Below are 24,275 nucleotides of genomic sequence, written 5' to 3'. Positions count from 1 at the left end.
CCGGTCAGAGGCAGGGCGGCCGGTAGCCGTCGATGCGCAGGCCGCGGAAGTCGAGCCGGTTCGGCGTCTTGCCGACGAAGACCAGGCCGCGCGCCTCGGGCAGCGCGGAGGCGAACGAGTAGGTGGGCGTGCCCAGCTCAGGCAGCGAAGTCCAGTTGCGCGGCGCGAAGCTGAAGAACTTCGTCACGAGCTTTCCACGCGTCGACGGCACGAGCGTCAGCCATTTGTCGCCGCCGCTCCAGTGCGAGGCCGGGCGGAGCTGGACGTAGAGGTCGTCGGTGGCGCTGTAGGTGAGCCAGAACCCGGCCGAGTGTGAGAGGTCGGCCTGCGCCTCGAACTGGTTGCCGAGCCACACGACGGCGACGTGCCACTCGGCGTTGAGGAAGTCGATCTTGGCCGCGTAACCGTGGCGCTCGCGGACAAGAAGGGTCCCGGTGGCCGGGACGGTGGTGCCTTCACCGCTGGCGAGCCACTGCTGAAGGCGGTCGATCGAGGGTGTCGCGCACTCGCAGTTCGGCTTCCGAGCGGCCTCCGCGGCGGGGGTGATCAGGGAAAACACCAACAGGGAGGCGAAAACCGCGAGCATCCGGCGCATGCCGGGGAAGTTAGCACACGGGATGTGCCGTGCGTCACGGAATGCCCGGCGATCTTGGGCGCTACACAGAAGTGGAAACCGTTCGGACCCCAGGGAGTGCCATGTCCGCCACCACCACGCCGGAAGAGACGGCGACCACGCCGGTCGTCCCCGTCCTCGACGACTTCGACTTCCCGCTCACCGACGGCGCGGCCTGCCGCATCGACGACCCGGACTGCGAAGCCTGCCAGTGACGGATCCCCGCCGGTCTCCCTCGGGGACCGGCGGGTCCTAAAAGGTTTAATCAGAGCCGGTGACTGACCCAGTCCTGGGCTTGCGCTCGTTCCGCGAGCGCGGCCAGGAGGGTGTTGATCGCGCTCAGCTCGTCGGGGTTCAGCAGCCCGGCCCACCGGGACTCGCGCCGGTTGTGTTCGTGGAAGGTGGCTTCGAGCCGCCGCTTCCCGGTTTTCGTGAGGGACAGGACAACGCCCCGGCGATCACGAGGGTCGGGCGCCCGGTCAACGAGCCCGGCGGCATCAAGGGTCTTGGCGAGGCTGGAGACGGCGGCCCGGCTCATCCCGGCCACCTCGGCGGCCCGCCCGGCTTCCTGCGGCCCGGCGACCCAGACGGTGAAGAGCAGCCGAAAGGCCGACCAGCTCCACCCGGCGGGCCGGTGCACGGTGGACTCCAGGTCGTAGACGACGGTGTTCGCGACGCGGTGCAGCAGGAGCACCATGGTCATGGCTCGCCGGTCGGTGTCGGGCAGGCGACCGGCGGCGGTGCCGACGGCGGTCTGGGCGAAGGAGAGAAAGTCGGCGGCCTCTCGTCTCGCGGCACCCTGGGCTCTGCCGATCGGCTCACCGTCGGCCAGGTCTGGGATAGCAGGCACGACCGCGGGCTCAACGCCGACCGAAGCCGAACTCACCCCGTCATTGGCAGGATCCGCGACCGCGAGCACGCTGCCAGGCTCAACGCCAGCCGCAGCCGGACCCGCCTCGCCATCGGCGAGATCCGCGACCGCAAGCACCTCCCCAGCCTCAACGCCGACCGCAGCCGAACCCGCCCCGCGACCGGCGAAGCCGATGGTTGCGACTTCCCGCACGCCGCCAGAGTCCTCCCCGGCGTAGCCCCTCAAACCGGCCGCACCACCGCCCAACCCACGACCAGCGAAATCGCCCCCCTCACCGACAACCGCAGGCGGGGCGAGGCCGTCGAGAAACGCTTCCACCACTCGCCGCTGCAACTCCGGTGTTGTCACGCCCGGGGTCAGCAACGCGTGGACCTGCAAGCCGTTCAACATCGCGAGGAGCTGCTCCACCAGCACCTCGTCCCCCACCGGCGACATCACCGCCCCCGCCGACCGCCCCTCGCGGAGGAACCCCGCCATCCTCTCGCGCCACTCCGTCATCGCCGCAACGAACACCGACTCCAGCTGCGCCTCCGCGAGCGCGCGCTGCCAGAACGGCAGCACCACCCGGGCCTCGAGCTCCGTCACCTCGTCCGCGGGCAGGACCTCGCGGCAGAACACCCGCAGCCCCTCGAGCCCGGTCGCGGCGCCCAGCCGGCCGGCGATGCGGGCGTTCGTCGCCTCGAAGACGTGCGTGAACGCCGCCTTGACGATCGCGTTCTTGTCCGGGAAGTAGTGCTTCAGCGCCCCGTGCGCCATCCCCAGCGACGCGGTGATCTCCCGCATCGTCGCCGCCTCGATGCCGCGCTTCGCGATCAGGCGCCACGTCGCCTCCGCGATCTCCGCGCGGCGCCGGTCGTGGTCGATCTGCTTCGGCACGGCGCACCTCCCCGGGCCGTCTGTACCGGTGAAGTGACCGCCGGCCCTGGTGTTCGCGGCGGGTTTGCCGCACTCTTCAGTCTACACGTGGAGAAAACAGGGAGCCGCCCGATGTCCGACGTCCATCCGCTCGCCCCGCTGACCGCCGACGAGATTTCCGCCGCCCGGCAGGTGCTCGCCGACGCCGGTCTGCTCCCCTCGACCGCGCGCGTGGTCTACCTCGGCCTCGAGGAGCCGCCGAAGGAAGCCCTCTACGGCGGGCAGCCGGCCGACCGCGTCGTCCGGGTGCTGCTGCACGACGTCGCCGCGCACGGCGGCCACGACGTCCTCGTCTCCCTCACCGCCGAGAAGCTCGTCGCCGAACGCCGGCTCGACCCTGAGACCGACGGCCAGCTGCCGGTTCTCGACGAAGAGTTCGGGCTGGTGGAACAGATCCTCGCCACCGACGAGCGCTGGCTGGCCGCGCTCGCCGCCCGCGACCTCGACGTCGCCGAAGTCCGCGTCGCCCCGCTCTCGGCCGGAGTGTTCGAGTATCCCGAAGAAGTCGGCCGACGCATCCTGCGCGGCCTCGCCTTCGTCCAGCGCCACCCGAAGGACCACCCCTGGGCCCACCCCGTCGACGGCCTGGTCGCCTACGTCGACGTCGTGGCGAAGACCGTCGACCAGGTTATCGACACCGGCGTGGTGCCGGTGCCCGACGAGTCGGGCAACTTCGACGACCCCGCCGTCACCGGCCCGCCGCGGACGTCGCAGAAGCCGATCGAGATCACCCAGCCCGACGGCCCCAGCTTCACCCTCGACGGCCATCACCTCGAGTGGGAGAAGTGGTCGCTGCGTATCGGGTTCGACGCCCGGGAAGGCCTGGTGCTGCACCAGATCACCTTCGACGGCCGCCCGATCGTGCACCGGGCGTCGATCGCCGAGATGGTCGTGCCCTACGGCGACCCGTCGCCGGTCCGGTCGTGGCAGAACTACTTCGACACCGGCGAATACCTCATCGGCCGGTACGCCAACGCCCTCGAGCTGGGGTGCGACTGCGTCGGCGACATCACCTACCTCGACGCGGTGATCGCCGGCGAGTCCGGCCACCCCCGCACGCTGCCGAACGCGATCTGCCTGCACGAAGAGGACTTCGGCATCCTCTGGAAGCACACCGACCTCTGGGCGGGCTCGGCGGAGACCCGCCGCCAGCGCCGCATGGTGCTGTCGTTCTTCACCACCGTCGGCAACTACGACTACGGCTTCTACTGGTACCTCTCCCTCGACGGCACCATCGAGTGCGAGGTCAAGGCGACCGGCGTCGTGTTCACCTCGGCCTACCCCGGCGCCGGTTACCCCTACGCATCGCAGCTCGCGCCCGGCCTCGGCGCGCCGTACCACCAGCACCTGTTCAGCGCGCGCCTGGACATGATGGTCGACGGCCCGGCCAACCTCGTCGAGGAAGTCGACGTCGAGCGTGTGCCGGCCGGCCCGGGCAACGAACGCGGCAACGCCTTCACCCAGCGGCGCACGCCGTTGCGCACCGAGTCCGAAGCCCAGCGCCTCGCCGACAACCGCAAGGGCCGCGTCTGGCACATCTCGAACCCGGGCTCGCGCAACCGGCTCGGCGACCCCGTCGCGTACGCCTTGCTGCCGGAGGGAAACCCCGAGCTGCTGGCCGACGAGGACTCCTCCATCAGCCGGCGCGCGACCTTCGCGACCAAGCACCTGTGGGTCACCCGGTTCGACCCGGCCCAGCGGTACGCGGCGGGCGACTTCGTCAACCAGCACCCGGGCGGCGCCGGACTGCCGGAGTTCGTCGCCGGCGACCGCGACATCGACGGCCAGGACCTCGTCGTCTGGCACACCTTCGGGCTGACGCACTTCCCGCGCCCGGAGGACTGGCCGATCATGCCCGTCGACCGCACCGGCTTCCGGCTCCGGCCGGTCGGCTTCTTCGACCGCAACCCCGCCCTCGACGTGCCTCCGACCCGGAACGCGTGCCACGGCTAGGGACCCGCCAGCAGCTCGAAGTCCGCCCGGCCGGAGCGGACGCCGTTGATCTGCAGCTCCAGCGCGTGCGCGCCGGGGTGGTAGCGGCGCGTGGTGATCACCCGGAAGGAGTGCTCGCGGCTCAGCTCGTAACTTTCGCCCGGCCCGAGGACCTGCGTGGTGAGCTTGAACGTCTTGCCGGTCGTGGTGCCGTTCGCCTTGCGGTGGTGGACGACGTAGTCGATCGCGAGGCGGGCGGGCTCGGCGTCGAGGTTGCGCACGGTGGCCCGGAAGGTCAGCGCCGCCCCGATCGCCACCGCGTCCGCCGACAGCAGCGGGCCGGTCACGTCGACGCGCGCGGGCGCGAAGCCGAGCAGGCCGAGCGCGCCGGAGTGGCCCTGCTTGACAAGCGTGCGCAACGCGTGCCGCACGAGTTTCCCTGTCGCAGCGGGGTTTTCGCCCGGTTCGGCCAGCCACTCCGCGGCCGTCGCGACGACCAGCTCCGGGTCGCGGCGGCTGATGTCGTTGAGGTGGTTGGCGACCGAGCGTCGGACGTACTCGCTTTCGTCGCGGTACAACGCGTTCAGGATCGGCAAGGTCGCCTTCGGCTCGGCCAGGATCCCCGGCACCCGCACGGCCCACGGCAGCATCGGCCGGGTCCCTTCGGACGCGAGCCGCCGGACGTCGTGGCTCTCCGAATCGGTCCAGCCGATGATGACGCCGAGCGCGCGATCGAGGTCGTGGTCGAGCAGGATCCGCAGCGCGAACTCCGAGGTGAGCCGGGGAGTGAGCTCCGCCAGCAACGCGAGCGCGTCGTCGAACGCTTCAACACTCCCCTGTTCGACGGCCTTGACGGCGACCGCGCTGGTGACGGGCCAGATCAGCCAGCCGGTGAACGTCGGCGCTTTCTTCGCCGCGACGCGCATAGTGGCGGCGAAGGAGGCGTAGTCACCGGGCAGGTCTTCAAGTAGCGCGTCACGCAGAAGGTCGCTTCGCTCGCGAAGCGACAACGGCGCGAGAGCGGCCTCCGCGGCGGCGACGGCACCCGGTTTCGACCGCGGCACCGCGACGCGCAGGGCCGCCGCGAGATCGCGCACGGTGCGCGCGCCGATCAGTTCGTCGGCGAATGGCATGAAGACCTCCGGTCGGGCAGCGGGTCGAGCACGGCGATCATGACACGGGGGTACGACAGTTTCCGCGCGCTCACGCCGCCGGACCCGGTTCGTCTCGCGGACGACCGCCCAGGCGTCCGCCACCGGGCCCAGGTGCGCGAGCTTGTCCGGGTTGGTGTTGACGAGCTTGCCGTCCTGGTCGCGGAAGAGCGCGCCGGGCTGGCCGTTCAGCTCGCGCGCTTCGATGGAGCCGCCGATCCGGGCGAACGGCGTGACGAGCCCCGCCAGCACCCGGGCCACGTTCTCCGCGCCGAACAAGCCGTGCCCCCACAACCGCCTACGAACTCCTCGTCACGGCCTTCCCCGGCGCCCCGAAGCCGGACACGGCGGTGCGGCGGTTCACCGGCGAGTGCACGGCGCCGGCCACCGCCGTCGCGCCGGACACCCGGCTGTGCGAACTTCCCGACCGGGAGAACGACGGCCCGCCACAGCACGAAGTGCGGCTGTTCGTCACCAAGCAGGCCCACGGCCAGACCCGCCTCGCGGTCCTCGACCTGCAGGCGACGCGCCAGGACGTCTACCCGGTGCTCGCCGGGCTCCTGCACGACCGGCTCTGACCGCGGTCAGGCGACCGGCGGGGTGCCGTGGGTGTGGAACGACTCGATCGTCTTCAGGCCCCACGCCTGGCCCTTGGCCCGCTCGGCCTCGGTCCACGTGACCGGCTCCCAGTCGGGCGCGAAGATCAGCCGTCCGGTGGGGTTGCACAGCTCGATCCGGTTGCCGCCGGGTTCGTAGAGGTAGAGGAAGAACGTCTGCTGGATGGCGTGCTTGTGCGGCCCGGTCTCGATGTGGACGCCCGCGTCGAGCGCGATGTCGGCGGCGCGCAGGATGTCCTCGCGCGTGTCCGTCGCGAAGGCGATGTGGTGCAGCCGACCGGTCGTCTTGGTCCAGTCGTCGGTGTAGACGAGGTCGTAGGACTTCTGCGCGAAGTGCGTCCACTGCCCGGAGATCACGCCGCTGTCGAGCCGGATCTGCTCGGTCACGCGGCCGCCGAGGACGTCGCAGACGAACCGGCCGTTCGTCTCCGCCGCCTGGGCCAAGTAGTTGACGTGGTCGAGGCGCCGGACGCCGACCCCGCGCGCCGGGTACGCCTGCGCCTGGTTCTTCAGCGCGGGCCGCAGGTGTTCGGGCGGCTCGTACCGCTCGGTCTCCCAGTAGAGCTCGAGCTCGTGGCCGTCCGGGTCGCGGAAGAGGTAGGTCGGGCCGATGCCGGTGTCGCCGTCGACCCAGCCGATGCCGAGGCCGCGCTCCTCGAGGGCGGCGACGCGCCGCTTGAGGGCGTCCTCGCTCGAGGTGCGCAACGCCGTCCGCCCGACGCCGGAGGTCTGGGCGGCGGTGAGCTTCAGGCTGTGGTGCTCGTAGTCGTCCCAGGTGCGCAGGTACACCGAATCGCCGTCGGCGCCGTTTTCGGTCAGCCCGAGCACGCGGACGAAGAAGTCCAGGCTCTTCTCCGGCTCCGGGGTGCGCAGTTCGACGTGCCCGAGGTGCGCGATCTCGTGGCGGGGCGAGGGATCGGGCATGGCTGTCTCCTCAGGAGCGCGGGAAAACGTTGCCGTCGAACAGTTTCCGCGCGGTGCGGATGACCGTCGAGCGGCGGACCCGGGGCGGGGTCACCGTGGTGTCGAGCTTGATGCCGACGGCCAGCTTCCCGCTCGGGTGCTCGATTTCGACGGGCTCGCCGCGTTCCAGGAGCTCGCTGCCGATGGCGCCGTCGAGCAGCAACGCCGTCACCACGCTGACGCCGCCGAGGACGCCGATCGAGGGGTGCGGCTTGACCGGGATGAACGTCCGCGTGCAGATCGCGCCGCCGTCCCGGGGCGCGGCGACGAGGGTGGTCTTCGGGATCGAGCTGCCGCTGACGTCGCCGAGGCCCATCAGCTTCCCGGCTTCGACGCGAAGGGTGTCGATGCGCTCGGCGAGCCCGGGATCGGCCAGCTCGTCGGTGGTTTCGTAGCCGGTGATGCCGAGATCTTCGGCGCGCGCGACGACGACCGGCATCCCGTTGTCCACACAGGACACTTCGATGCCGCCGACGTCGTCGCGGACGTTGCCGGTGGGCAGCAGGCTGCCGCAGACCGAGCCTTCGGTCTCGGTGAAGTCCAGCTCGACGGGGGCGGCGGTGCCGGGCACGCCGGAAATGGCGGTGCCGCCGCGGTAGTCGACTTCGCCGCCGGGAGTGGCGAAGGTCGAGACGGCGACGGTGCCGGTGTTGAGCAGCCGCACGCGCACGGTGGTGCGCTCTTGGCCGGCGGCCACGAGCCCGCGCTCGACGGCGAACTGGCCGACGCCGGCGAGCAGGTTGCCGCAGGTCTGGCGGTCCGAGACGGTCGGTTCCTCGACGCCGAGCTGCAGGAACAGGTAGTCGACGTCGTGGCCGGGTTCGGTCGCGGTCGAGACGATGGCGACCTTGCTGGTGACCGGCTGGGCGCCGCCGACACCGTCGATCTGGCGCGGGTCCGGGGTGCCCATGATCCGCAGCAGGAGATCGTCGCGTTCGGCCGGCTCGGCGGGCAGGTCTTCGGCGAGGAAGTAGGCGCCCTTCGACGTTCCCCCGCGCATGAGCATGCAGCGCACGCCGGTCATGCCCGCTCCTTCTCGTACTCCTCGGCGGTCAGGTACCGGACGCCCAGGCTGTCCAGCTTCTCGCGCAGGCCGTACCGGTCGAGCCCGAGCTGGCCGTTCGCAAAGGCTTCCCTTGCGGCGGCTTCCTTTTCGAGCCTGACTTGGCTCGCTTCGAGTCCTGTTTGGACGTCCTCGCGGCGGACGCGCATGACTCCATCGTCGTCGGCCAGGATGGCGTCGCCGGGCCGGACGAGCTGCCCGCCGAGGACGACGGGGACGTTCACGGCGCCGGCGGTCGCCTTCACGGTGCCCTGGGCGCTGACGGCCGCCGACCAGACGGGGAAGCCCAGCTCCCGCAGCTCGGCGACGTCGCGGACGCCGGTGGTGGTGACCAGGCCGCGGACGCCGCGGTGACGCAGGGCGGTGGCGAAGAGTTCGCCGAAGAGGCCGTCGGTGCAGGGCGAAGTGGTGGTGACGACGAGAAGGTCGCCTTCCCGGCACTGCTCGACGGCGGCGTGGATCATCAGGTTGTCCCCGGGCCAGCACAGGACGGTGACGGCGGTCCCGCCGACGCGCGCGCCGTCCTGGATCGGCCGAAGCTCGGAGCCGAGCAGCCCGGACCGGCCGAGCGCCTCGTGAACGGTGGCAACGCCGTAGCCGGCGAGACGAGTCACCTGCTCTAGGTCGGCGCGCGGCGGATCGGTGATGATGACGGGCTTCATACGAGATACGGTACGGTTCGGTTGACGAAATTGTCAACAATTTTGGCGAGGATGATGGTGGGCAAGGTGGCGGAGAGACTGTGAACAGGGAGAGAGCGGCCTCGGGCGGTGCCTTGCCCGCCCTCCAGCCACCGCAGTGAGTGACTCATTCATGTCACCAGGCGCCATGAATGAGTCATTCACGTCGCCACACCACGCCGAGTCACGGGTGAAGCGGGGAGACCTCCGCGTCCGCCGCCTTGAGGGCCTCGATCACGCTGGCCAGGTGCACCCGCGCCGCCTCCGCGGCCCGCTCGGGATGGTGCGCGCAGATCGCGTCGATGATCGCCAGGTGCTCCGGGAGCGAAACCTGCGGCCGGCCCGGGCGCATCGCCAGCCGGAACTGGTGGCGCACGCTCTGGCCGCGCAGTCTCTCCAGCACCTGCGCCGCCGTGTGCTGGCCGCTGATTTCGCGGACCCGGCGGTGCAGCCGCTGGTTGAGACCCGAATACCCGACGACGTCACCGGTCGCCACCGCCGCCTGCATCCGTTCGCCGAGCTCCTTCAGCTCGCCGACCTCGGCGTCGTTGATGCGCTCGGCCGCCTTCGCCGCGCACAGCGACTCGAGCATCATCCGGACTTCGGAGATCTCGACGGCCTCCTCCAGCGACACCGCACGCACCCGGGCGCCACGGTTCTGCACTCGCTCGACGAGCCCCTCGTTCGTTAGCTCGATCAGCGCGGCCCGCACCGTCGCCCGGCTCGCGGCGAACTGACCGGACAGGTCCGCCTCCACCAGCCGCTGGTTGGGCACGAACTCGCCGCGGACGATCGCGTCGCGGATGGCCGCCACCACGGAACGCTCCCCCGGCTGCCGGTCCGCAGCACTCTCGGTCATACCCCGACTCCGTTTGTTGACAATTTTGTCGAGAACATCGTGTACTCGATCGTAGCTTGTAGAGAGGATTCTGCTATGACCGGAACCATCGCGGTACTGGGACTCGGCGAGGCGGGCAGCGCGCTCGCCCGGGACCTGGCCGCCGCCGGGGCCGTCGTGCGCGGGTACGACCCCGCCGTTCCCGCCGCCGAGGGGGTGGTCACCACCGGCTCGGAGGCCGAAGCCGCCGACGGCGCCGACCTGGTGCTCAGCGTGAACAGCTCGGCAGCGGCCGTCGGCGCGCTCGAAGCCGGCCTCGCCAGGATCAAACCCGGCGCGGCCTGGGCGGACCTCAACACCGCCTCCCCCGGCACCAAGCGCAGGCTGGCCGGCATCGCCGCGGACCACGGCGTGCCGTTCGCCGACGTCGCGATCATGGCGCCGGTCCCGGGCCGCGGCCTGCGGGTCCCGATGCTCACCACCGGCGCCGCGGCCGACACCGTCGCCACCACGCTGAACGCCCTCGGCGCGGCGGTCGAGGTGATGGCCGGCGAGGCCGGGCTCGCCGCCGAACGCAAGCTGCTGCGCAGCGTCTTCTTCAAGGGCATGTCCGCCGCGGTCGTCGAGGCCCTGCTGGCCGCCCGCGCCGCGGGCTGCGAAGACTGGCTGCGCAAGATCATCGTCGACGAGCTCACCGGCGCCGGCGCGTCCACTGTGGACAGGTTGGTCGACGGCTCTTTCAAGCACGCCGTCCGCCGCACCGCCGAGATGGCGGCCGCCGCGGAGATGCTCGGCGAGCTCGGCGTCCGCGCAGACATCGCTGGCGCGGCTCGCGACCAACTTTCACACCTAACCGACTCACAAGATTGTTAACAATTTTGCCGCGAGTCTTGTGTTCAATATCTCAGCCGATGTAGTTTCGGACACCTTCGCAGCCCCGGACGAAAGGGACGAAGATGTCCGCAGGAGTCACCAGCGGCCCCGCCGCCGCATCGGTCCGGCTGTCCCTCCGGGTGACCGCGTTGTGCTGGGTCCTCGTCCTGCTCGACGGGCTCGACCTGTTCGTCTACGGGGCGACCCTGCCGGGTGTGCTGGCCGACAAGGACTTCGGTCTGACCCCGGTCAGCGGCGGCACCATCGGCAGCCTGACGACGTTCGGGATGATGCTCGGCGCCCTGACCTCCGGCATCATCACCGACCGCATCGGCCGCCGGAAGATCATCATCACCGGCGTCACCGTCTTCTCGCTCGCCGCAGCCGCCTGCGCCGCCGCCCCCACGGTCGAGTTCTTCGGCGCGGCCCGGTTCGTCGCCGGCCTCGGCCTCGGCGGCCTGCTCCCGTCGGCGATCGCCATGGTCATGGAGTACGCGCCGGCCTGGCGCAAGAACCTCGCCGTCACCACGGTGATGACCGCCCACCAGGCCGGCGGCGCACTGGCCGGCGCCCTCGGAACGACGCTCGTCCAGTCGCTGGGCTGGCGTTCGGTGTACTGGCTCGGCGCGCTGCTGCTCGTCCCGGTTCTCCCGGCGATCGCCCTCCTGCTCCCGGAGTCGCTGACGTTCCTGCTGACCAAGGGGAAAACCGCACGCGCACAAGCGATCGCGGCCAAGTTCGCCGTGCCGCTCGAGGCGTTCGCGCCGGAGCCGGCCGTCGACCGCCGCGGCGGCCTGCGCGGCCTGTTCACCCCGGCCGTCCGGCTGACGACGCTCCTGTTCTGGGTCGCCTCCTTCGCCGGACTATTGCTGGTCTACGGCGTCAACACGTGGCTGCCGACGATGATGCGCGGCAACGGCTACAACCTCGGCTCCGCGATCAGCTTCCTCCTGGTGATCAACCTCGGCGGCATCGCGGGCATGCTCGTCGCGGGCCGGCTCGCGGACCGCTTCGGCGCGCGGCCGGTCGCGATCATCTGGTTCGCGCTCACCGCGTGCGGGGTCGGCCTGCTGGCGCTGCGCATGCCGCTCGCCGTGACGTACGTGGTCGTGTTCCTCACCGGCGCCTGGCTGTTCAGCGCGCAAACACTGATCTACGCGGCGGTGGGCGCCTACTACCCCGCCGACAGCCGGGCCACGGCACTGGGCTGGGTGTCCGGGGTGGGCCGGCTGGGCGCGGTGTTCGGGCCGTGGCTGGGCGGTGTCCTGGTCGCGAGTGGACTGTCCACTTCGGGCTTCGCCGTCTTCGCGGTCGCCGGTCTGCTCGGCGCGGTGATGGTGGCCCTGGTGCGTCAGAAAGCCCACCGCAGCCACGTCCCGGCGACGCAGAACGCTTGACCGCGCCGGAAACTACTGCCGCAGGAACTTCGTCGGCAACCCGAGCGCCTCGACGACCCGCTCGATGGCGCCCCCGAACTGTTCGAAGTCCTCCCCCAGCGGCTCGACGACCAGCCGGCGCACGTTCGCCACGTGCGCCGGCGCCGACGCGTCGAGGTGCGCGCGCCCGGCGTCGGTCAGTTTCGCCACGGTGAAACGCCGCCCTTGCCCCGTGCACACCGTCCGCGTCACCCAGCCCCGGTCTTCGAGCCGCGCGACCGCGTGCGAAATCCGCGGGAGCGACCCGTTCGCCATCTCCGCGACTTCGCTCATCCGCAGTGTTTCTTCGGGCACGACCGCCAGGCGGGCCAGGATCATGTACCCGAGCAGCGTGAGGTCGGCGTCGCGCAGGAGCTGGCTTTCCAGCGCCCCGGGCAGGTTGAGTAGGACCTTCGCCAGGTTGACCCACACCCGTTCCTGCCGGCTGTCGAGCCACTCGACCTGCTGCTGTCCGTTGTCCACCGCTTGACTTTAACACGCAACCCAACCTATCTTGGGTTTAACACGCAACCCAAGGAGGAGCGATGACCACCGCTGCCACACCCACCTCGGCCGTCGCCCTCCGGCTCGGCGTCGCCGCACTGGCGGCCCTCGCCGTGAACACCGCCATCTACCTGGTGGCCGCCGCGCTCGACGACGGCGGCATCGGCATGGGCCTCTCCCCCGCCTCGTACCTGCCGGCCACGGTCGTCGGCGTCCTGCTCGGCGCGGTCGGCTGGACGCTGATCGCCCGGCGCGCGCCGAAGGCCCTGCGCGTGGTCGTGCCCGCGGTGCTCGTCCTCACCTGGATCCCGGACGTCCTGCTCCTGACGGCCGGCGCGACGGCGGCCAACGTCGTCGGGCTGATGCTGATGCACCTCGTCGTCGCGACCGCGGTCGTCACCGCGATGCGCCGCGCCTAGCCCGCTTCCAGCATCGGCACCAGGAACTTCCGGGCCAGCGCCCGCACCTGCTCGTCGTCGTCGAGGTCGACGACGTGGCTCGGCGTCACCAGGAACGACGCCGAAACGCGGGCCATCAGCTCCGCGACGAGCTCCACGTCCACCTCGGCGGATACGGTTCCCGCGGCCTGCTCGCGGTGCAGCTGACCCGCGACGAACCGCTGCACCGCGGCGAGGGTGTGCCCGCCGTCGCTGATCATGGCCGGCACCAGCACGTCCGGCTCGACCGCCATCAGCCCGCCGATCAGGCGGTTGTTCCGAATCGCGCGCAGTGCGCTGGCAAATCCCAGCACGACCCGGTCGGCGGCGGTGGTGGCCTGCTCGATGTCGACCAGGAACTGGTCGAAGTACCGGCGGAACTCCCGCCGCACGACGTGTTCCACCAACGCGTCCTTGGTGGCGAAGCGCCGGTAGACCGTGATGCGGGAAACCCCGGCGCGCTTGGCGACGTCTTCCATCGTCGAGCGCCGGATCCCCATGCGGCAGAACTGTTCGAACGCGCCGTCGAGCACGCGCTCGGTCATCTCGTCGTGGTCGCCGGCGGGGCCGACGGCTTCGGCGAGCGCGCGTTCCAGCAGTGATTCCGGGCCCGGTGTCATCCCGCCGGATCGTACCGGTTCCACCGTCACCCCCGTTTGGTCCTGTCCTGCCGGGCCGGCCTGTGCTCTCCTGTAAAGATACGCGATTACATCTAGCGTATCACCGTATCAATTAGGAGCATCGCAGACTCGAAGAGGAGCTCGGCGCATGGACGGACTCAGTCGGCGGAAGATGTTGATCGCGGGCGGCGGGGCGCTGGGCGCGCTGGCCTCGCTGGGCGCCGCGGCCCCGGTCCGGGCGCTGGCGGACTGGACATGGGGACCGGCCGGCTCGGTCGCGGGCTCGGGCACCGGCGCCGATCCGCGCTGGGTGTGGGACGAGGAAGCGGATTCCCTGGTGGCGTCGATCATCGAGCGGGGTGATGTCGCCCGGGTCAACGCGCTGCTGAGGACGTGGAACCGCAACGACCAGCCGTTGCCGGCGGGACTGCCGGAAGACCTGCGGGCGTTCATCGAGAAGGCGCGTCAGCTGCCCGCGTGGGCCGACCGCGCAAAACTGGCCCGGGCGGCCGGTTTCACCCAGACCAAGGGCACTTATCTCCTGCTGGGGTACGGTCTGGGCAGCGGGATGATGAGCACCGCCATCCCTGGCGAAGCCCGCGCCGTCTACTACTCCAAGGGCGGCGCGGACATGAAGGACCGCATCGCGAAGACGACCAAGCTCGGCGTCGACCTCCACGAGCTGAACGCCTACCAGCCCGACGGCCACATCATGGTGACGGCGGTCAAGACGCGGCTGGTGCACGCCGCGGTCCGGCACCTGCTGCCGCAGTCCCCCGGCTGGTCGAGCACCGGCGGCGGGCGGATTCCGATCAGCCAGAACGAAATCCTCGTCACCTGGCACAGCCTGCCGACGTTCGTCATGCGCATGCTCACCGCGTGGCGGGTGCCGGTCAGCGCCGCCGAGTCCGCCGCTTTCCTGCACCTGTGGCAGGTCAACGCGCACATGCTCGGGGTCCTGGACGAGTACATCCCGGCGTCGTGGGAGGCGGCCGAGGCGCAGTCCCGGCAGATCCTCGACCCGGTCATGGGCCCGACCCCGGAAGGCATCTCGCTGGCGGACACGCTCCTCACGATGGCGAGCCAGGCGGCCGGTCCCGGCGCGCCCCTGGCGCGGCCCCTGCTCAACGCGCTGACCCGCTACGTGGCCGGCGACCAGGTCGCCGACTGGGTGGAGGTGCCGCGCGAGCCGGTCTGGGACCCGTTGATCCGCACCGGTTTCCCGCAGTTCGTGGCCCTGCGCGAAAAACTCGTCCCGCTGCCGCTGATCCCGCCGATCGCCTGGACGATCGACGAAGCGGTCCGGCAGCTCCTGATGTTCTACCTGTCCGAAGGGAAACCGGTGAGCATCGAGATCCCGGACACCAACCGGCCCGCCTGATTCTTCCTTGATCTGTCCGAAAAAGTTCCTTTCTTCCTTGATAGCGTTGGTGGCCGCCGGGCTGACCGAGGGAGACGTCTTTGAGCGGGAACCGCGACTACACCCGGGGTGACCGAGCGGCGTTGATCTCTCTCAGCCAGGGCAGCTGCTATTGGCCCGGTTGTGGCGCGCCAATCGTGCAGCACGTGGAAGGCAGGTACAGGCTCGCGCTCCAGATCGCGCACATCCACGCGCTGAAACCGACGGGTGAGCGCTACGACCCTGAAATGACCGACGAGGATCGTGACTCCTTCGACAACCTGATCTTCCTTTGCTACCTGCACCATCAAGTGATCGACGAACGCGGCGCCGCGACGAGGTGGCCGGCCCGGACGCTGCACCAGTGGAAGCAGGACCGCGAGCAAGGTGCCATCGAACGTGTCGAAGGACTGGAGCGTCTCACCGAGAAGCGTCTGGCCGAAGTCATCGTCGAGGCGTTCGAGTCGCGTCAGGAAGCCATCGTTGCCACCGTTGAGCGGCTCAAGAGAAGCGACACGGCGGCGCTCGCCCTCGTCAACGAACTTCGCGCCGAACTACGCGCGGCCCAAGTAGGAAACTCGGCACTCAACGTCAACGCCGTTGAGATGCTGTACCAAGCGGCAAGCCAGTTGAGCCAGCTGCAAAGCAGCGCGGAGCTCCTGGCCTTCGCCGCGCGCGAACTCGCGACCTTGGATGGGAACACAAGCGTGCTCCGCGAAACAGCGGGGCGGCTGGCACACCTCCCCACAACGGTGGATCGGCTGCAGAACACCACCAAGGAACTGGCCGGCGTGGAAACCGCCACGGGCCGCCTCCGGGAAACCGCCGCCAAGGTGGCCCACCTCCCCGCGACCGCCGAACAGCTCCAGAACGCCGCCAGTGATCTCACCACCCTCGAAGGCCACGCGGGAGTGCTCCGCGAAACAGCCGGACGGCTGGCACACCTCGCCACCAGCGCGGAGCAACTGTCGGCTGCTGCGGAGGAACTCAGCGACCTGGGAAGCGTCGTTGCTCAGCTTCGAAGCGTGGCGGCTGACGTCCGCGCTGCTGTCGCCGAACTGAACGACCACCGATGACCGCTTCCCAGCGCCAACACCGGTCGTACTGCTGCGCTGAACCGGCTCACGGCGCGGTCGGCACCGCCTCCGAAGCCGCGGGCTTCAGCCTCGCCTGCCGGGTCCGCGGCCCGAAGATCGCCAGCACGACCGCGCCGACCAGCCAGGTGCCGGCGATGAACAGGAACACGCTCTGGTAGCCGCTCCCGTTGTACAGCGCGGCGACCACCAACGGCCCGGCGGCGTTCGACAGCCGGCCGAGGCCGTAGGACACGCCCGTCCCGAGCGACCGGCCGCGCGTGTCGAACAGCTCCGGCGAGTACGCGTACCCGAGCGCGGTGTACCCGCGTTCGAACAGGTTCACCAGGAAGCCGAAGACGACGATCAGGACCGGGTTGAACGTCAGCCCGTAGAACAGCCCGCACAACGCGATGACCGTGCCGAACGCGACCAGGCACCACTTGCGCTCGAACCGGTCGGTGACCAGGGCCGCCAGGTAGGACCCGAGCGGCGCGCCGACCGTCGTGAGGGCGACGTAGAAGACCGACTTCTCGACGCTGAAGCCCTCCTTGGCCAGCAGGGTCGGCGCCCAGCTCGAATAACCGAAGAAGCCGATCGTCTGCGTCACCCAGAGGACGGTCAGCAGCAGCGTGGGGTACAGGTACTTCTTCTGCAGCAGCAACCGCAGCGGCGCCTTGCCCACCGGGGCTTCCTCGATCGGCGGCGCGGGCTCGGGCAGCGGGCCCTTCTTCGCCGCGACCTGGTCCTCGATCTCCCGCAGCACCGCGTCCGCCTTGGCGTGCTCGCCGCGGCTTTCGTACCAGCGCGGCGACTCCTTCAGGTGCCGCGTGAACAGCACGAGGAGGACGCCGAGCGCGCCCCACAGGTACACCAGCCGCCACGACCAGGAGTTGATCGGCACCACCGCGCTGGCGATCAGGTTGGTCACCGGCGTGCCGCAGATGCCGATCACGATCGCGTACGCCTGGTACTTGCCGCGGCTCGCCGCCGGATACAGCTCGCTGACGTAGATGACCGCGACGACCGTCATCGCCGACAGGCCCGCCGACGTCAGGATCCGGAAGACGCCGAGGGACACGATGTCCCAGGAGAACACCGCGGCGAAGGAGAAGACGCCGAACCAGATGGTCGTCCACATCAGAGCGTTCTTGCGACCCCAGCGGTCGGCGAGCTTGCTCGCGATGACCGAGCCGAAGAACATGCCGACGAACGACAACGAGGTGACGTAGGCGACCTGGTCGACCGTCACACCCCAGAGCTTGATCAGCTTCGGCGCGGTGGTGGCGAAGCTGTTGATGTCCGCGAACTCGAAGAAGTAGGCGAACGAGACGGCGAGCAGGGTGATCTTGTGGAACCGCGAGATCGGCAACCGGTTCAGCCGGTTCAGCGCGTTGGCGTGCTGCATTGCATGCCCTTCAAGGGTTTCAGGGGTTTCAGGCGGTTTCGCCGGGCCAGTAGAGGCGCATCGGGTTGTCGACGAGCAGTTTTCGTTGCTGCTCGGCGGTTTCGGCGATCTGCGGGACGTAGTCGACCAGCAGGCCGTCGTCGGGCATGTGGTTCTTCAGGTTCGGGTGCGGCCAGTCGGTGCCCCACAGCACCCGGTCCGGGAACTCGGTCACGACGCGCCGGGCGAACGGGACGACGTCGGTGTAGGCGTGCCGTTCGCCGTCGAGCGCCGGCGGGCCGGTCACCGTGAGGCGCTCGGGGCAGCTCACCTTGACCCAGACGTCGTTGCGGTCGACGAACTCCAGGAACCTCGCGAACTCCGGGCCGTCGACGGGTTTCGTGACGTCGGGGCGTCCCATGTGGTCGATCACGAGCGGCGTGGGGAGCTCGCCGAAGAAGTCCTCGAGGTCGGGCAGGTCGGCGGCCTCGAAGTAGAGGACGACGTGCCAGCCCAGCGGGGCGATCTTCTTCGCGATCGTCGTCAGGTCCTCATGGGGCGAGGCGTCGACGAGCCGTTTGACGAAGTTGAACCGGACACCGCGGACGCCTTGGGCGTCGAGTTCGCGGAGTTCTCTTTCGGTCACCTCGGGCCGGACGGTCGCGATGCCGCGCGCCCGGCCGTCCGCCGCCCGCACGGCGTCGAGCATGGCGGAGTTGTCGGCGCCGTGGCAGGTGGCCTGCACGATGACGTTGCGCACGACGCCGAGGTGGTCGCGCAGGGCGAAGAGCTGGTCCTTGCTCGCGTCGCACGGTGTGTACTTGCGCTCCGGCGCGAACGGGAACTCCTGCTGTGGCCCGAAGACGTGGCAGTGCGCGTCGACGGCGCCATAGGGCAGCTCGAAGTCCGGTGTGGACGGATCGGCATACCAGTCGAGCCAGCCGGGCGTCTTGGTCATCGGCCTTGTCCCTTCAGGAGGGCGTCCAGCCGCGGGTAGACGGCGCGGGCGTTGTGCTCCCGGATGGCGGCCCAGTCCTCTTCGGACAGTTTCGCGGCTTCGGCGTACCGGCGGGTGTCGTCGAAGTGGTGGCCGGTGCGTGGGTCGACGCTGCGGACGGCACCGACCATTTCGGACGCGAACAGGATGTTGCGCGCCGGGATGACGTCGAAGAGCAGGTCCGAGCCCGGCTGGTGGTAGACGCAGGTGTCGAAGAAGACGTTGCCCAGCAGGTGGTCTTCGAGCTCCGGCTTGCCGAGCGCCATCGCGAGGCCGCGGAAGCGGCCCCAGTGGTACGGGACCGCGCCGCCGCCGTGCGGGATGACCAGCCGCAGCGTCGGGAAGTCGGCGAAGAGGTCACCCTGCACGAGCTGCATGAACGCGGTCGTGTCGGCGTTGAGGTAGTGCGCGCCGGTGGTGTGGAAGGCGGGGTTGACGCTCGTGCTGACGTGCACCATCGCCGGGATGTCGTACTCGACCATCTTTTCGTAGATCGGGTACCAGGACCGGTCGGTGAGCGGCGGGGCCGTCCAGTGGCCGCCGCTCGGGTCGGGGTTGAGGTTCAGCGCGACGGCGCCGTACTCCTCCACGCAGCGGGTCAGCTCGGGGAGGCAGGTGGCGGGGTCGACCCCGGGCGACTGCGGGAGCATCGCGGCGGGGACGAACCGGTCCGGGTAGAGCGTGCTGACGCGGTGGCAGAGCTCGTTGCAGATCGACGCCCACTGCGCCGAGGTCTCGAAGCCGCCGACGTGGTGGGCCATGAACGACGCCCGCGGCGAGAAGATGGTGAGGTCGATGCCGCGCTCGTCCATGAGCCGCAGCTGGTTCGGCTCGACGGTTTCGCGCAGCTCGTCGTCGCTGATGCGCAGGTCGGCCCAGGCGGGGGCGGGGGTGGCCCCGTCGAGGGCGGCGATCTGCTGGTCGCGCCACGCCGCGAGGGCGGGTGGGGCGGTGGTGTAGTGGCCGTGGCAGTCGATGATCACTGGTGTTCCTCGTCGCTCCGCATGCTTGATACTCGCACACTAATCGTTGATGAAATTGTTGACAATATCTGCGACGAGGTTGTGACGGAGGGTGGGTGATGGGGACGGGCGGTGACGATCTTGCGGTGGTGTGGGCAGCGGCGCGGCGACTTGGGCGATCCGCTGCGACGGCTTGAGCGGTACCCGCGGCGGCCTGGGCGGTCCCCCGGCAGCTTGCGCGGTCCCCTTCGGGAGCTTGGGCGAGTGACCAGCGAGCTTGTAGGAAGCGCCCGCGAGGATGGGGCGAGCCGCGCCCGCGCAGCAGCGGAGACCGGTCGATCGGCCCCGGAGGCGAACAAGGCTGAAGGCAAGCGGAGACCGGTCGATCGGACCTCGGCGGCGAGCAAGGCCAACGGCAAGCCGAGCCGGACCGCGCCCGCCACTGCGTGGCGGGTGTGGCGGGGTGCGGTGCGATGCAGTGCGGTGCGATGCGATGCGATGCGGCGCGGGTTCAGGATCACCACGACCGCCGTCGGCACACTGGGGCCTCAGAGCCGGCCGCGCCCAGGCTCAACCGGCCGACCCACGCCCCCGCACTGCGCCGATCGAGTGAACCCCGCGCCTCCCGATAAACCGTCTCCTCGCCCGGCAGTGAACCGGGCGAGCGGCGACCGTCCCGGTCGGCCGGAGACGCCACCCCCGGCGATTGGGAGACTCATGCGCGCGACACGGGCACTGATCGGCCTCACCACCCTCGTCACCGCCCTCACCGGAACGGCCCTCGCGGCGCCGGCCGCCTCTGCCGCGACTCTCCACGACTGCCCCGACCTCTTCTTCTGCTTCTACTTCAACAGCAACTACCAAGGCGCCCACGCCACCTACACCTACTCGGACGGCAACCTCGACAACGAGATCTTCCGGTACGGCGGCACCAACGGCCGCGGCGTCCAGGTGAAGAACAACGCCGCCTCGGTCGTCAACAACGCCGAGTGGACCGCGACCGTCTACTACAACAGCGGCTGCAACGGCAGCTTCGCGTCGCAGTCGTTCGCCGCGTTCAGCGGCGGCAACTTCACCTCGACCATGAAGAACAACAACGCGAGCTTCAAGTGGCCTTCCGGACCGGTGCTCTTCAGCGACTGCGCCCAGCGCGACCAGGACTAGGACTAGGACGGTGGCCGCGTCCGGTCGATGCCTGGCCGCCGTCGCGCTTCTCGCACTCGCCGGTTGCGCGGCGGCGCCCGCCGCCACACCCGGGTTCGATCTCGGCGCCGCGCTCGCGAAAGTGCCCGCCGACTTCTCGACCGTGCACGGCAGCGACCTCCCCCTCGACCGGTCGCTGCTGACTCCGGTCGAGGAGCTCGAGGTCATCAAGGCGCGCACCACCCTCGTCGAGCGATGCCTCGCCGCCCACGGGATCACCTTCGCGTTCGCCCCCGTTGATCCCGTCCGGGACGCCGCCAAGCCGCGGCGGCACGGGCTCGTCGACATCGACGAAGCCGCGGCCTACGGCTACCGCGACCCGTCGGTGTTCGCCAAACCGCCCGCGGCGCCGGCCCCACGACCGTCGCCGGAGGTCGTCGCGGTGATCACCGGTACGGCTACCGGGGACGTCGGTGGCCGGGCCGTTCCGGCCGGGGGCTGTGCCGGTGAGGCCGACCGGACGCTCGCGCCCGACGCGAAGCCCGGCCAGGAGCCGGTCGGGTTCGGGCTGAGCGGCCGCAGCCACGAGATCACCGGGACCACCCCGCCAGTGACCACGGCCGCCGCGAAGTGGTCGCAGTGCATGGCCGCGGCCGGGTTCCGCTACGCCGGCCCGGACGCCGCCGTCAACGATCCCGCCTTCAGCTCGGGCCGCGCCTCCGCGCACGAGATCGCCGTCGCCACCCAGGACGTGCGGTGCAAGCAGCACGTCGGGTGGGTCCCGACGTGGGTCGGGGTCGAGCGCGCCGTCCAGGACGTGCTCAGCCGTCCCTACGCCGGAGTCCTCGCTCGCGAGCAGCAGCACAAGGAAAAGCAGCTCGCGGTCGCACGCGGGATCAACGGCTGAGTCCACAACGGACAGTCGCATCAGGACTCCAGTTCGCGCGCCCCGCCGGTAGGTCGTGACGGCCGGGCACAGCAGGTCGTGCGCGACCCGGCGGTCGAGCCGAACGCCGCCATCGAGGCCGAGCGCGGCCGCCTCCGAGGCCTCCCTCGGAGGCGCAGCGCGCCAAAAATTACCAAAGGTAAGTTTCGACGGCTCCTTGACTTTACCAATGGTCAGGAGGAGAGTCCTCGCCACCTGATTCGTCTAGACCAATCGGCGCTCCCCGCATCCCCGTAGGAGGAGACCCATGTCCCGCAGAATCCGGACCACCACCGCCGCCCTGACCAGCCTCGCGACCGTGGCCGCCACCGCCATGGTCCTCTCCGGCGGGGCCGCCGCCAGCCCCGCCGCCGCCGCCGACTGCGGCGTCCTGTTCGACGACTTCCGCTACAGCTCCCCCACCGACCCCGCGTTCGGCGGCGCCGGCTGGACCACCCGCAACGACGTCGGCAGCCCCGGCGTGCCCGGCGCGCGGTGGCTCACGAGCAACATCAGCTTCCCGACGGCGAACGGCGAGCGCGTCGCGCAGCTGACCGCCACCACCGACGGCAGCGCGGCGGGCACCACGCACGCCGAGCTCTACCAAAACCAGCTGCGCTTCTTCGACGGCACGTACGCCAGCCGGGTCCGCTTCACCGACGCGCCCGACAGCGGCACCGACGGCGACCACGTCAACGAAACGTACTTCACGATCTCGCCGCTGCGGTACGACCGCGACCCGCTCTACAGCGAGCTCGACTTCTCCGAGTACCTGCCCAACGGTGGCTGGGGCGGCTCGCAGGCCAACTACCAAACCAGCTGGTACACCTACTGGAACAGCCCGACCTGGGACGGCCTGCGCACGTCCACCGCGCAGAACCGCAGCATGGCCGGCTGGCACGACATCGTCACGCAGGTCTCCGGCGGGCATGTGAAGTACTTCATCGACGGCGTGCAGACGGCCGACCACACGACCGACGCCCAGGGCAACCCGGTGTACCCGCGGACGCCGATGTCGATCAACTACAACATGTGGTTCATCGACACCGCGGGCCACACGAGCGGGAACAGCGTCTACACCGAACAGGTCGACTGGACGTACTACGCGGGCAACCAGGTCGTCTCCCCGGCCGACGCCGTCGCGAAGGCCGGGCAGTACCGGACCGCCGGGACGTCCCATGTGGACACGGTCAACGGCTGCACCACGCCGACCACCCCGACCACCCCCACGACCCCGACCACGCCCACCACGCCGACCACGCCGACCCAGCCCGCCAACTGCTCGACGGCGGCGGAGTGGGACTGGGGCACGGTCTACCTCGGCGGGCAGCGGGTGAAGCACAACGCCCACCTGTGGCAGGCCAACTGGTGGACGCAGGGCTCCGAGCCGGGCCTCACCGCGCAGTGGGCCGACCTCGGCCACTGCTGACCCCGCGGACCGGCCGCGGACCGGGCGCCAGGGACCAGCCCGGGCCGCGGCCCCCTCCCCACCCACCCCTCACTCCCCAGGAACCTCCATGCGCAGACGCATCCTCGCCGCCGCACTGGCCGTCACCGCCGTGACCGCCGGCGCCTGTGGCACCGACTCCGCTCCCGCCGCGCCGAACGCGCCGGACGGGAAAGGCGGCCAGCTGACCGTCTGGCTGATGAACGGCGACCTGAGCGACAAGGCCACCGCGGCGATCAACGCCGCCTTCGAGAAGGCCACCGGCGCCAAGGTCACCGTGCAGATCCAGGAATGGGACAACATCAACACGAAGATCAGCACGGCGCTCGCCCAGGACAACACCCCGGACGTCATCGAGATCGGCAACACCGACGTCCCGCTCTTCGCCGCCAACGGCGCGCTCACCGACCTCACTTCCCGCAAGGACGAGCTCGCCGCCGGCCAGACCTGGCTGCCCGGGCTCGCCGGACCGGCCACTGTGGACGGCAAGGTCTACGCCGCTCCCCTCTTCGCCGGCAACCGGGCGGTCATCTACGACAAGCAGGTCTGGGCCGACGCCGGGGTCACCGCCGCGCCGAAGACCTTCACCGAGCTGACCGCCGCCCTCGACAAGGTCAAGGCGAAGCACCCGGCCGCGGACTACTCGACCTTCCACTTCCCCGGCAAGTACTGGTACGGCGCCCTCCAGTTCGTCTGGGACGCCGGCGGGCAGCTCGCCACCGAGAAGGACGGGAAGTGGGCCGGCGCGCTCGAAAGCCCCGACGCGCTCAAGGGCCTGCAGGCGTGGAAGGACTTCCAGGCCGCCTACTCCTCCCCCGCGTCGCGCAACGTCGACACGAAGGCGCCGGACCAGGCCGCGATCTTCTCCGCGGGCGGCGCGGGCGCCATCCTCGACACGAGCGTCAACACCGTGGTCAAGAACAAGCCCGAGCTGAAGGACCGCCTCGGCACCTTCCCGTTCCCCAGCGCCACCCCCGGGAAGACGCAGCCGGTGTTCCTCGGCGGGTCCGACCTGGCGGTCGCGGCCAAAAGCCGCAACCAGGACCTCGCCCTCGCCTACCTCAAGGCGGCGGCCGACCCGGCCGTGCAGCGCGAGGCGATCGTCGGCATCGACGGCTGGACGCCGATCTCGACCCAGCTGATCGACGAGGTCACCGCCACCCTGCCGCCGCTGAACGCCGCCTTCGCCACCGCGGCGAAGTCCAGCGTCGCGACGCCCGCCGCCCCCGGCTGGGCAACCATCGAAAGCGACAAGTCCATCAACACCTTCTTCGCCGACATCGCGACCGGACGCCGGCCGATCGCCGACGCCGCCCGGGACTTCGACGCCCACCTGACCGAGGCCCTCAACGCCCACTGACCGGCGGGGTGGCCCGGCCGACTGCCGTCCCCCACCGGGCCGCCCCGCCCCTTCGCGAAGGAGTTCCCGTTGGTGGTAATCGAGAAAGCC

24 protein-coding genes are annotated in these 24,275 nt (G+C 70.3%); 12 read left to right on the top strand and 12 right to left on the bottom strand.

Annotation, left to right across the window (positions count from 1 at the left end; all coding sequences use genetic code 11):
• Nucleotides 1-4: 4 nt before the first annotated feature.
• On the bottom strand, nt 5-595 hold the full coding sequence (locus tag ACZ63E_RS28985) for a hypothetical protein (RefSeq protein WP_465339272.1): 591 nt from the start codon (nt 593-595) through the stop codon (nt 5-7).
• A gap of 101 nt (nt 596-696) precedes the next feature.
• Here ACZ63E_RS28985 and ACZ63E_RS28980 point away from each other — a divergent pair, with 101 nt between their 5' ends.
• Nucleotides 697-828 carry a hypothetical protein gene (locus tag ACZ63E_RS28980; protein WP_465312340.1) on the top strand — a complete coding sequence of 44 codons (132 nt, stop codon included), beginning with the start codon at nt 697-699 and terminating at the stop codon, nt 826-828.
• 50 nt (nt 829-878) lie between these two features.
• On the opposite strand, the gene ACZ63E_RS28975 is transcribed toward ACZ63E_RS28980, so the two are convergent.
• Nucleotides 879-2,360: a TetR family transcriptional regulator C-terminal domain-containing protein gene (locus ACZ63E_RS28975; RefSeq protein WP_465339271.1), complete on the bottom strand. Its 1,482-nt coding sequence runs from the start codon at nt 2,358-2,360 to the stop codon at nt 879-881.
• A gap of 111 nt (nt 2,361-2,471) precedes the next feature.
• Here ACZ63E_RS28975 and ACZ63E_RS28970 point away from each other — a divergent pair, with 111 nt between their 5' ends.
• Entirely contained in the window at nt 2,472-4,352 is a 1,881-nt protein-coding gene (locus tag ACZ63E_RS28970; protein WP_465339270.1) for a primary-amine oxidase, read from the top strand.
• On the opposite strand, the gene ACZ63E_RS28965 is transcribed toward ACZ63E_RS28970, so the two are convergent.
• Nucleotides 4,349-5,776 carry a DNA alkylation repair protein gene (locus tag ACZ63E_RS28965; RefSeq protein ID WP_465339269.1) on the bottom strand — a complete coding sequence of 476 codons (1,428 nt, stop codon included), beginning with the start codon at nt 5,774-5,776 and terminating at the stop codon, nt 4,349-4,351. The two genes, ACZ63E_RS28970 and ACZ63E_RS28965, sit on opposite strands and share 4 nt — an antisense overlap.
• Before the next feature lie 56 nt (nt 5,777-5,832).
• Between ACZ63E_RS28965 and ACZ63E_RS28960 the strand changes: the two genes are divergently transcribed.
• The gene (locus ACZ63E_RS28960) at nt 5,833-6,060 is read left to right on the top strand and encodes a hypothetical protein (protein WP_465339268.1); all 228 of its coding nucleotides are present in this window, start codon (nt 5,833-5,835) and stop codon (nt 6,058-6,060) included.
• Nucleotides 6,061-6,066: 6 nt separating this feature from the next.
• Here ACZ63E_RS28960 and ACZ63E_RS28955 read toward each other — a convergent pair whose 3' ends face one another.
• From ACZ63E_RS28955 to ACZ63E_RS28940, 4 genes are all read right to left on the bottom strand, one after another.
• Nucleotides 6,067-7,023 (bottom strand): catechol 2,3-dioxygenase, encoded by a 957-nt coding sequence (locus tag ACZ63E_RS28955; RefSeq protein WP_465339267.1) that lies wholly within the window; start codon nt 7,021-7,023, stop codon nt 6,067-6,069.
• A 10-nt stretch (nt 7,024-7,033) separates the two neighbouring features.
• Entirely contained in the window at nt 7,034-8,086 is a 1,053-nt protein-coding gene (locus ACZ63E_RS28950; RefSeq protein ID WP_465339266.1) for a 4-oxalomesaconate tautomerase, read from the bottom strand.
• The gene (locus ACZ63E_RS28945) at nt 8,083-8,787 is read right to left on the bottom strand and encodes a 4-carboxy-4-hydroxy-2-oxoadipate aldolase/oxaloacetate decarboxylase (protein ID WP_465339265.1); all 705 of its coding nucleotides are present in this window, start codon (nt 8,785-8,787) and stop codon (nt 8,083-8,085) included. The genes ACZ63E_RS28950 and ACZ63E_RS28945 overlap by 4 nt, the downstream gene beginning before the upstream one ends.
• A 202-nt stretch (nt 8,788-8,989) precedes the next feature.
• A complete protein-coding gene (locus tag ACZ63E_RS28940; RefSeq protein WP_465312349.1) occupies nt 8,990-9,664 on the bottom strand; it encodes a GntR family transcriptional regulator in 675 nt (224 codons plus the stop codon).
• A gap of 75 nt (nt 9,665-9,739) precedes the next feature.
• On the opposite strand from ACZ63E_RS28940, the gene ACZ63E_RS28935 reads away from it, so the two are divergent.
• Together ACZ63E_RS28935 and ACZ63E_RS28930 are read left to right on the top strand one after the other, a co-directional pair.
• Nucleotides 9,740-10,516 carry a DUF1932 domain-containing protein gene (locus ACZ63E_RS28935; RefSeq protein WP_465339264.1) on the top strand — a complete coding sequence of 259 codons (777 nt, stop codon included), beginning with the start codon at nt 9,740-9,742 and terminating at the stop codon, nt 10,514-10,516.
• 83 nt (nt 10,517-10,599) lie between these two features.
• Entirely contained in the window at nt 10,600-11,913 is a 1,314-nt protein-coding gene (locus ACZ63E_RS28930) for an MFS transporter (protein WP_465339263.1), read from the top strand.
• Between the two features lie 12 nt (nt 11,914-11,925).
• On the opposite strand, the gene ACZ63E_RS28925 is transcribed toward ACZ63E_RS28930, so the two are convergent.
• Entirely contained in the window at nt 11,926-12,414 is a 489-nt protein-coding gene (locus tag ACZ63E_RS28925) for a MarR family winged helix-turn-helix transcriptional regulator (RefSeq protein ID WP_465339262.1), read from the bottom strand.
• A 62-nt stretch (nt 12,415-12,476) separates the two neighbouring features.
• Between ACZ63E_RS28925 and ACZ63E_RS28920 the strand changes: the two genes are divergently transcribed.
• On the top strand, nt 12,477-12,854 hold the full coding sequence (locus ACZ63E_RS28920) for a DUF6069 family protein (protein WP_465339261.1): 378 nt from the start codon (nt 12,477-12,479) through the stop codon (nt 12,852-12,854).
• On the opposite strand, the gene ACZ63E_RS28915 is transcribed toward ACZ63E_RS28920, so the two are convergent.
• Nucleotides 12,851-13,492: a TetR/AcrR family transcriptional regulator gene (locus ACZ63E_RS28915; protein ID WP_465339260.1), complete on the bottom strand. Its 642-nt coding sequence runs from the start codon at nt 13,490-13,492 to the stop codon at nt 12,851-12,853. The two genes, ACZ63E_RS28920 and ACZ63E_RS28915, sit on opposite strands and share 4 nt — an antisense overlap.
• A 148-nt stretch (nt 13,493-13,640) precedes the next feature.
• On the opposite strand from ACZ63E_RS28915, the gene ACZ63E_RS28910 reads away from it, so the two are divergent.
• The gene (locus tag ACZ63E_RS28910) at nt 13,641-14,873 is read left to right on the top strand and encodes an oxygenase MpaB family protein (RefSeq protein WP_465339259.1); all 1,233 of its coding nucleotides are present in this window, start codon (nt 13,641-13,643) and stop codon (nt 14,871-14,873) included.
• A gap of 185 nt (nt 14,874-15,058) precedes the next feature.
• The gene (locus ACZ63E_RS28905) at nt 15,059-15,967 is read left to right on the top strand and encodes a hypothetical protein (RefSeq protein ID WP_465339258.1); all 909 of its coding nucleotides are present in this window, start codon (nt 15,059-15,061) and stop codon (nt 15,965-15,967) included.
• A 46-nt stretch (nt 15,968-16,013) separates the two neighbouring features.
• Here ACZ63E_RS28905 and ACZ63E_RS28900 read toward each other — a convergent pair whose 3' ends face one another.
• Genes ACZ63E_RS28900 through ACZ63E_RS28890 form a run of 3 tightly spaced genes read right to left on the bottom strand, consistent with a single transcriptional unit; the run spans nt 16,014 to nt 19,331 of the window.
• On the bottom strand, nt 16,014-17,372 hold the full coding sequence (locus ACZ63E_RS28900; protein ID WP_465339257.1) for an MFS transporter: 1,359 nt from the start codon (nt 17,370-17,372) through the stop codon (nt 16,014-16,016).
• Nucleotides 17,373-17,400: 28 nt separating this feature from the next.
• Nucleotides 17,401-18,309, bottom strand: coding sequence for an amidohydrolase family protein (locus tag ACZ63E_RS28895; RefSeq protein ID WP_465339256.1), 909 nt, complete (start codon nt 18,307-18,309; stop codon nt 17,401-17,403).
• Complete coding sequence (locus ACZ63E_RS28890) at nt 18,306-19,331, bottom strand: amidohydrolase family protein (RefSeq protein WP_465339255.1); 1,026 nt, start codon at nt 19,329-19,331, stop codon at nt 18,306-18,308. The genes ACZ63E_RS28895 and ACZ63E_RS28890 overlap by 4 nt, the downstream gene beginning before the upstream one ends.
• Before the next feature lie 696 nt (nt 19,332-20,027).
• Here ACZ63E_RS28890 and ACZ63E_RS28885 point away from each other — a divergent pair.
• The 4 genes from ACZ63E_RS28885 to ACZ63E_RS28870 all read left to right on the top strand — a co-directional run bounded on the left by ACZ63E_RS28885 (nt 20,028) and on the right by ACZ63E_RS28870 (nt 24,185).
• A complete protein-coding gene (locus tag ACZ63E_RS28885) occupies nt 20,028-20,474 on the top strand; it encodes a peptidase inhibitor family I36 protein (RefSeq protein WP_465339254.1) in 447 nt (148 codons plus the stop codon).
• A gap of 10 nt (nt 20,475-20,484) precedes the next feature.
• Nucleotides 20,485-21,360 (top strand): hypothetical protein, encoded by an 876-nt coding sequence (locus ACZ63E_RS28880; RefSeq protein ID WP_465339253.1) that lies wholly within the window; start codon nt 20,485-20,487, stop codon nt 21,358-21,360.
• Between the two features lie 286 nt (nt 21,361-21,646).
• Entirely contained in the window at nt 21,647-22,807 is a 1,161-nt protein-coding gene (locus ACZ63E_RS28875) for a carbohydrate-binding protein (protein ID WP_465339252.1), read from the top strand.
• 88 nt (nt 22,808-22,895) lie between these two features.
• A complete protein-coding gene (locus ACZ63E_RS28870) occupies nt 22,896-24,185 on the top strand; it encodes an extracellular solute-binding protein (protein ID WP_465339251.1) in 1,290 nt (429 codons plus the stop codon).
• The last annotated feature ends 90 nt before the right edge of the window (nt 24,186-24,275 follow it).

This window comes from Amycolatopsis sp. NPDC104819 (genome assembly GCF_055583145.1).
Note: the sequence above shows the minus strand (reverse complement) of the source record. Positions and strands in the feature narration are given on the sequence as shown.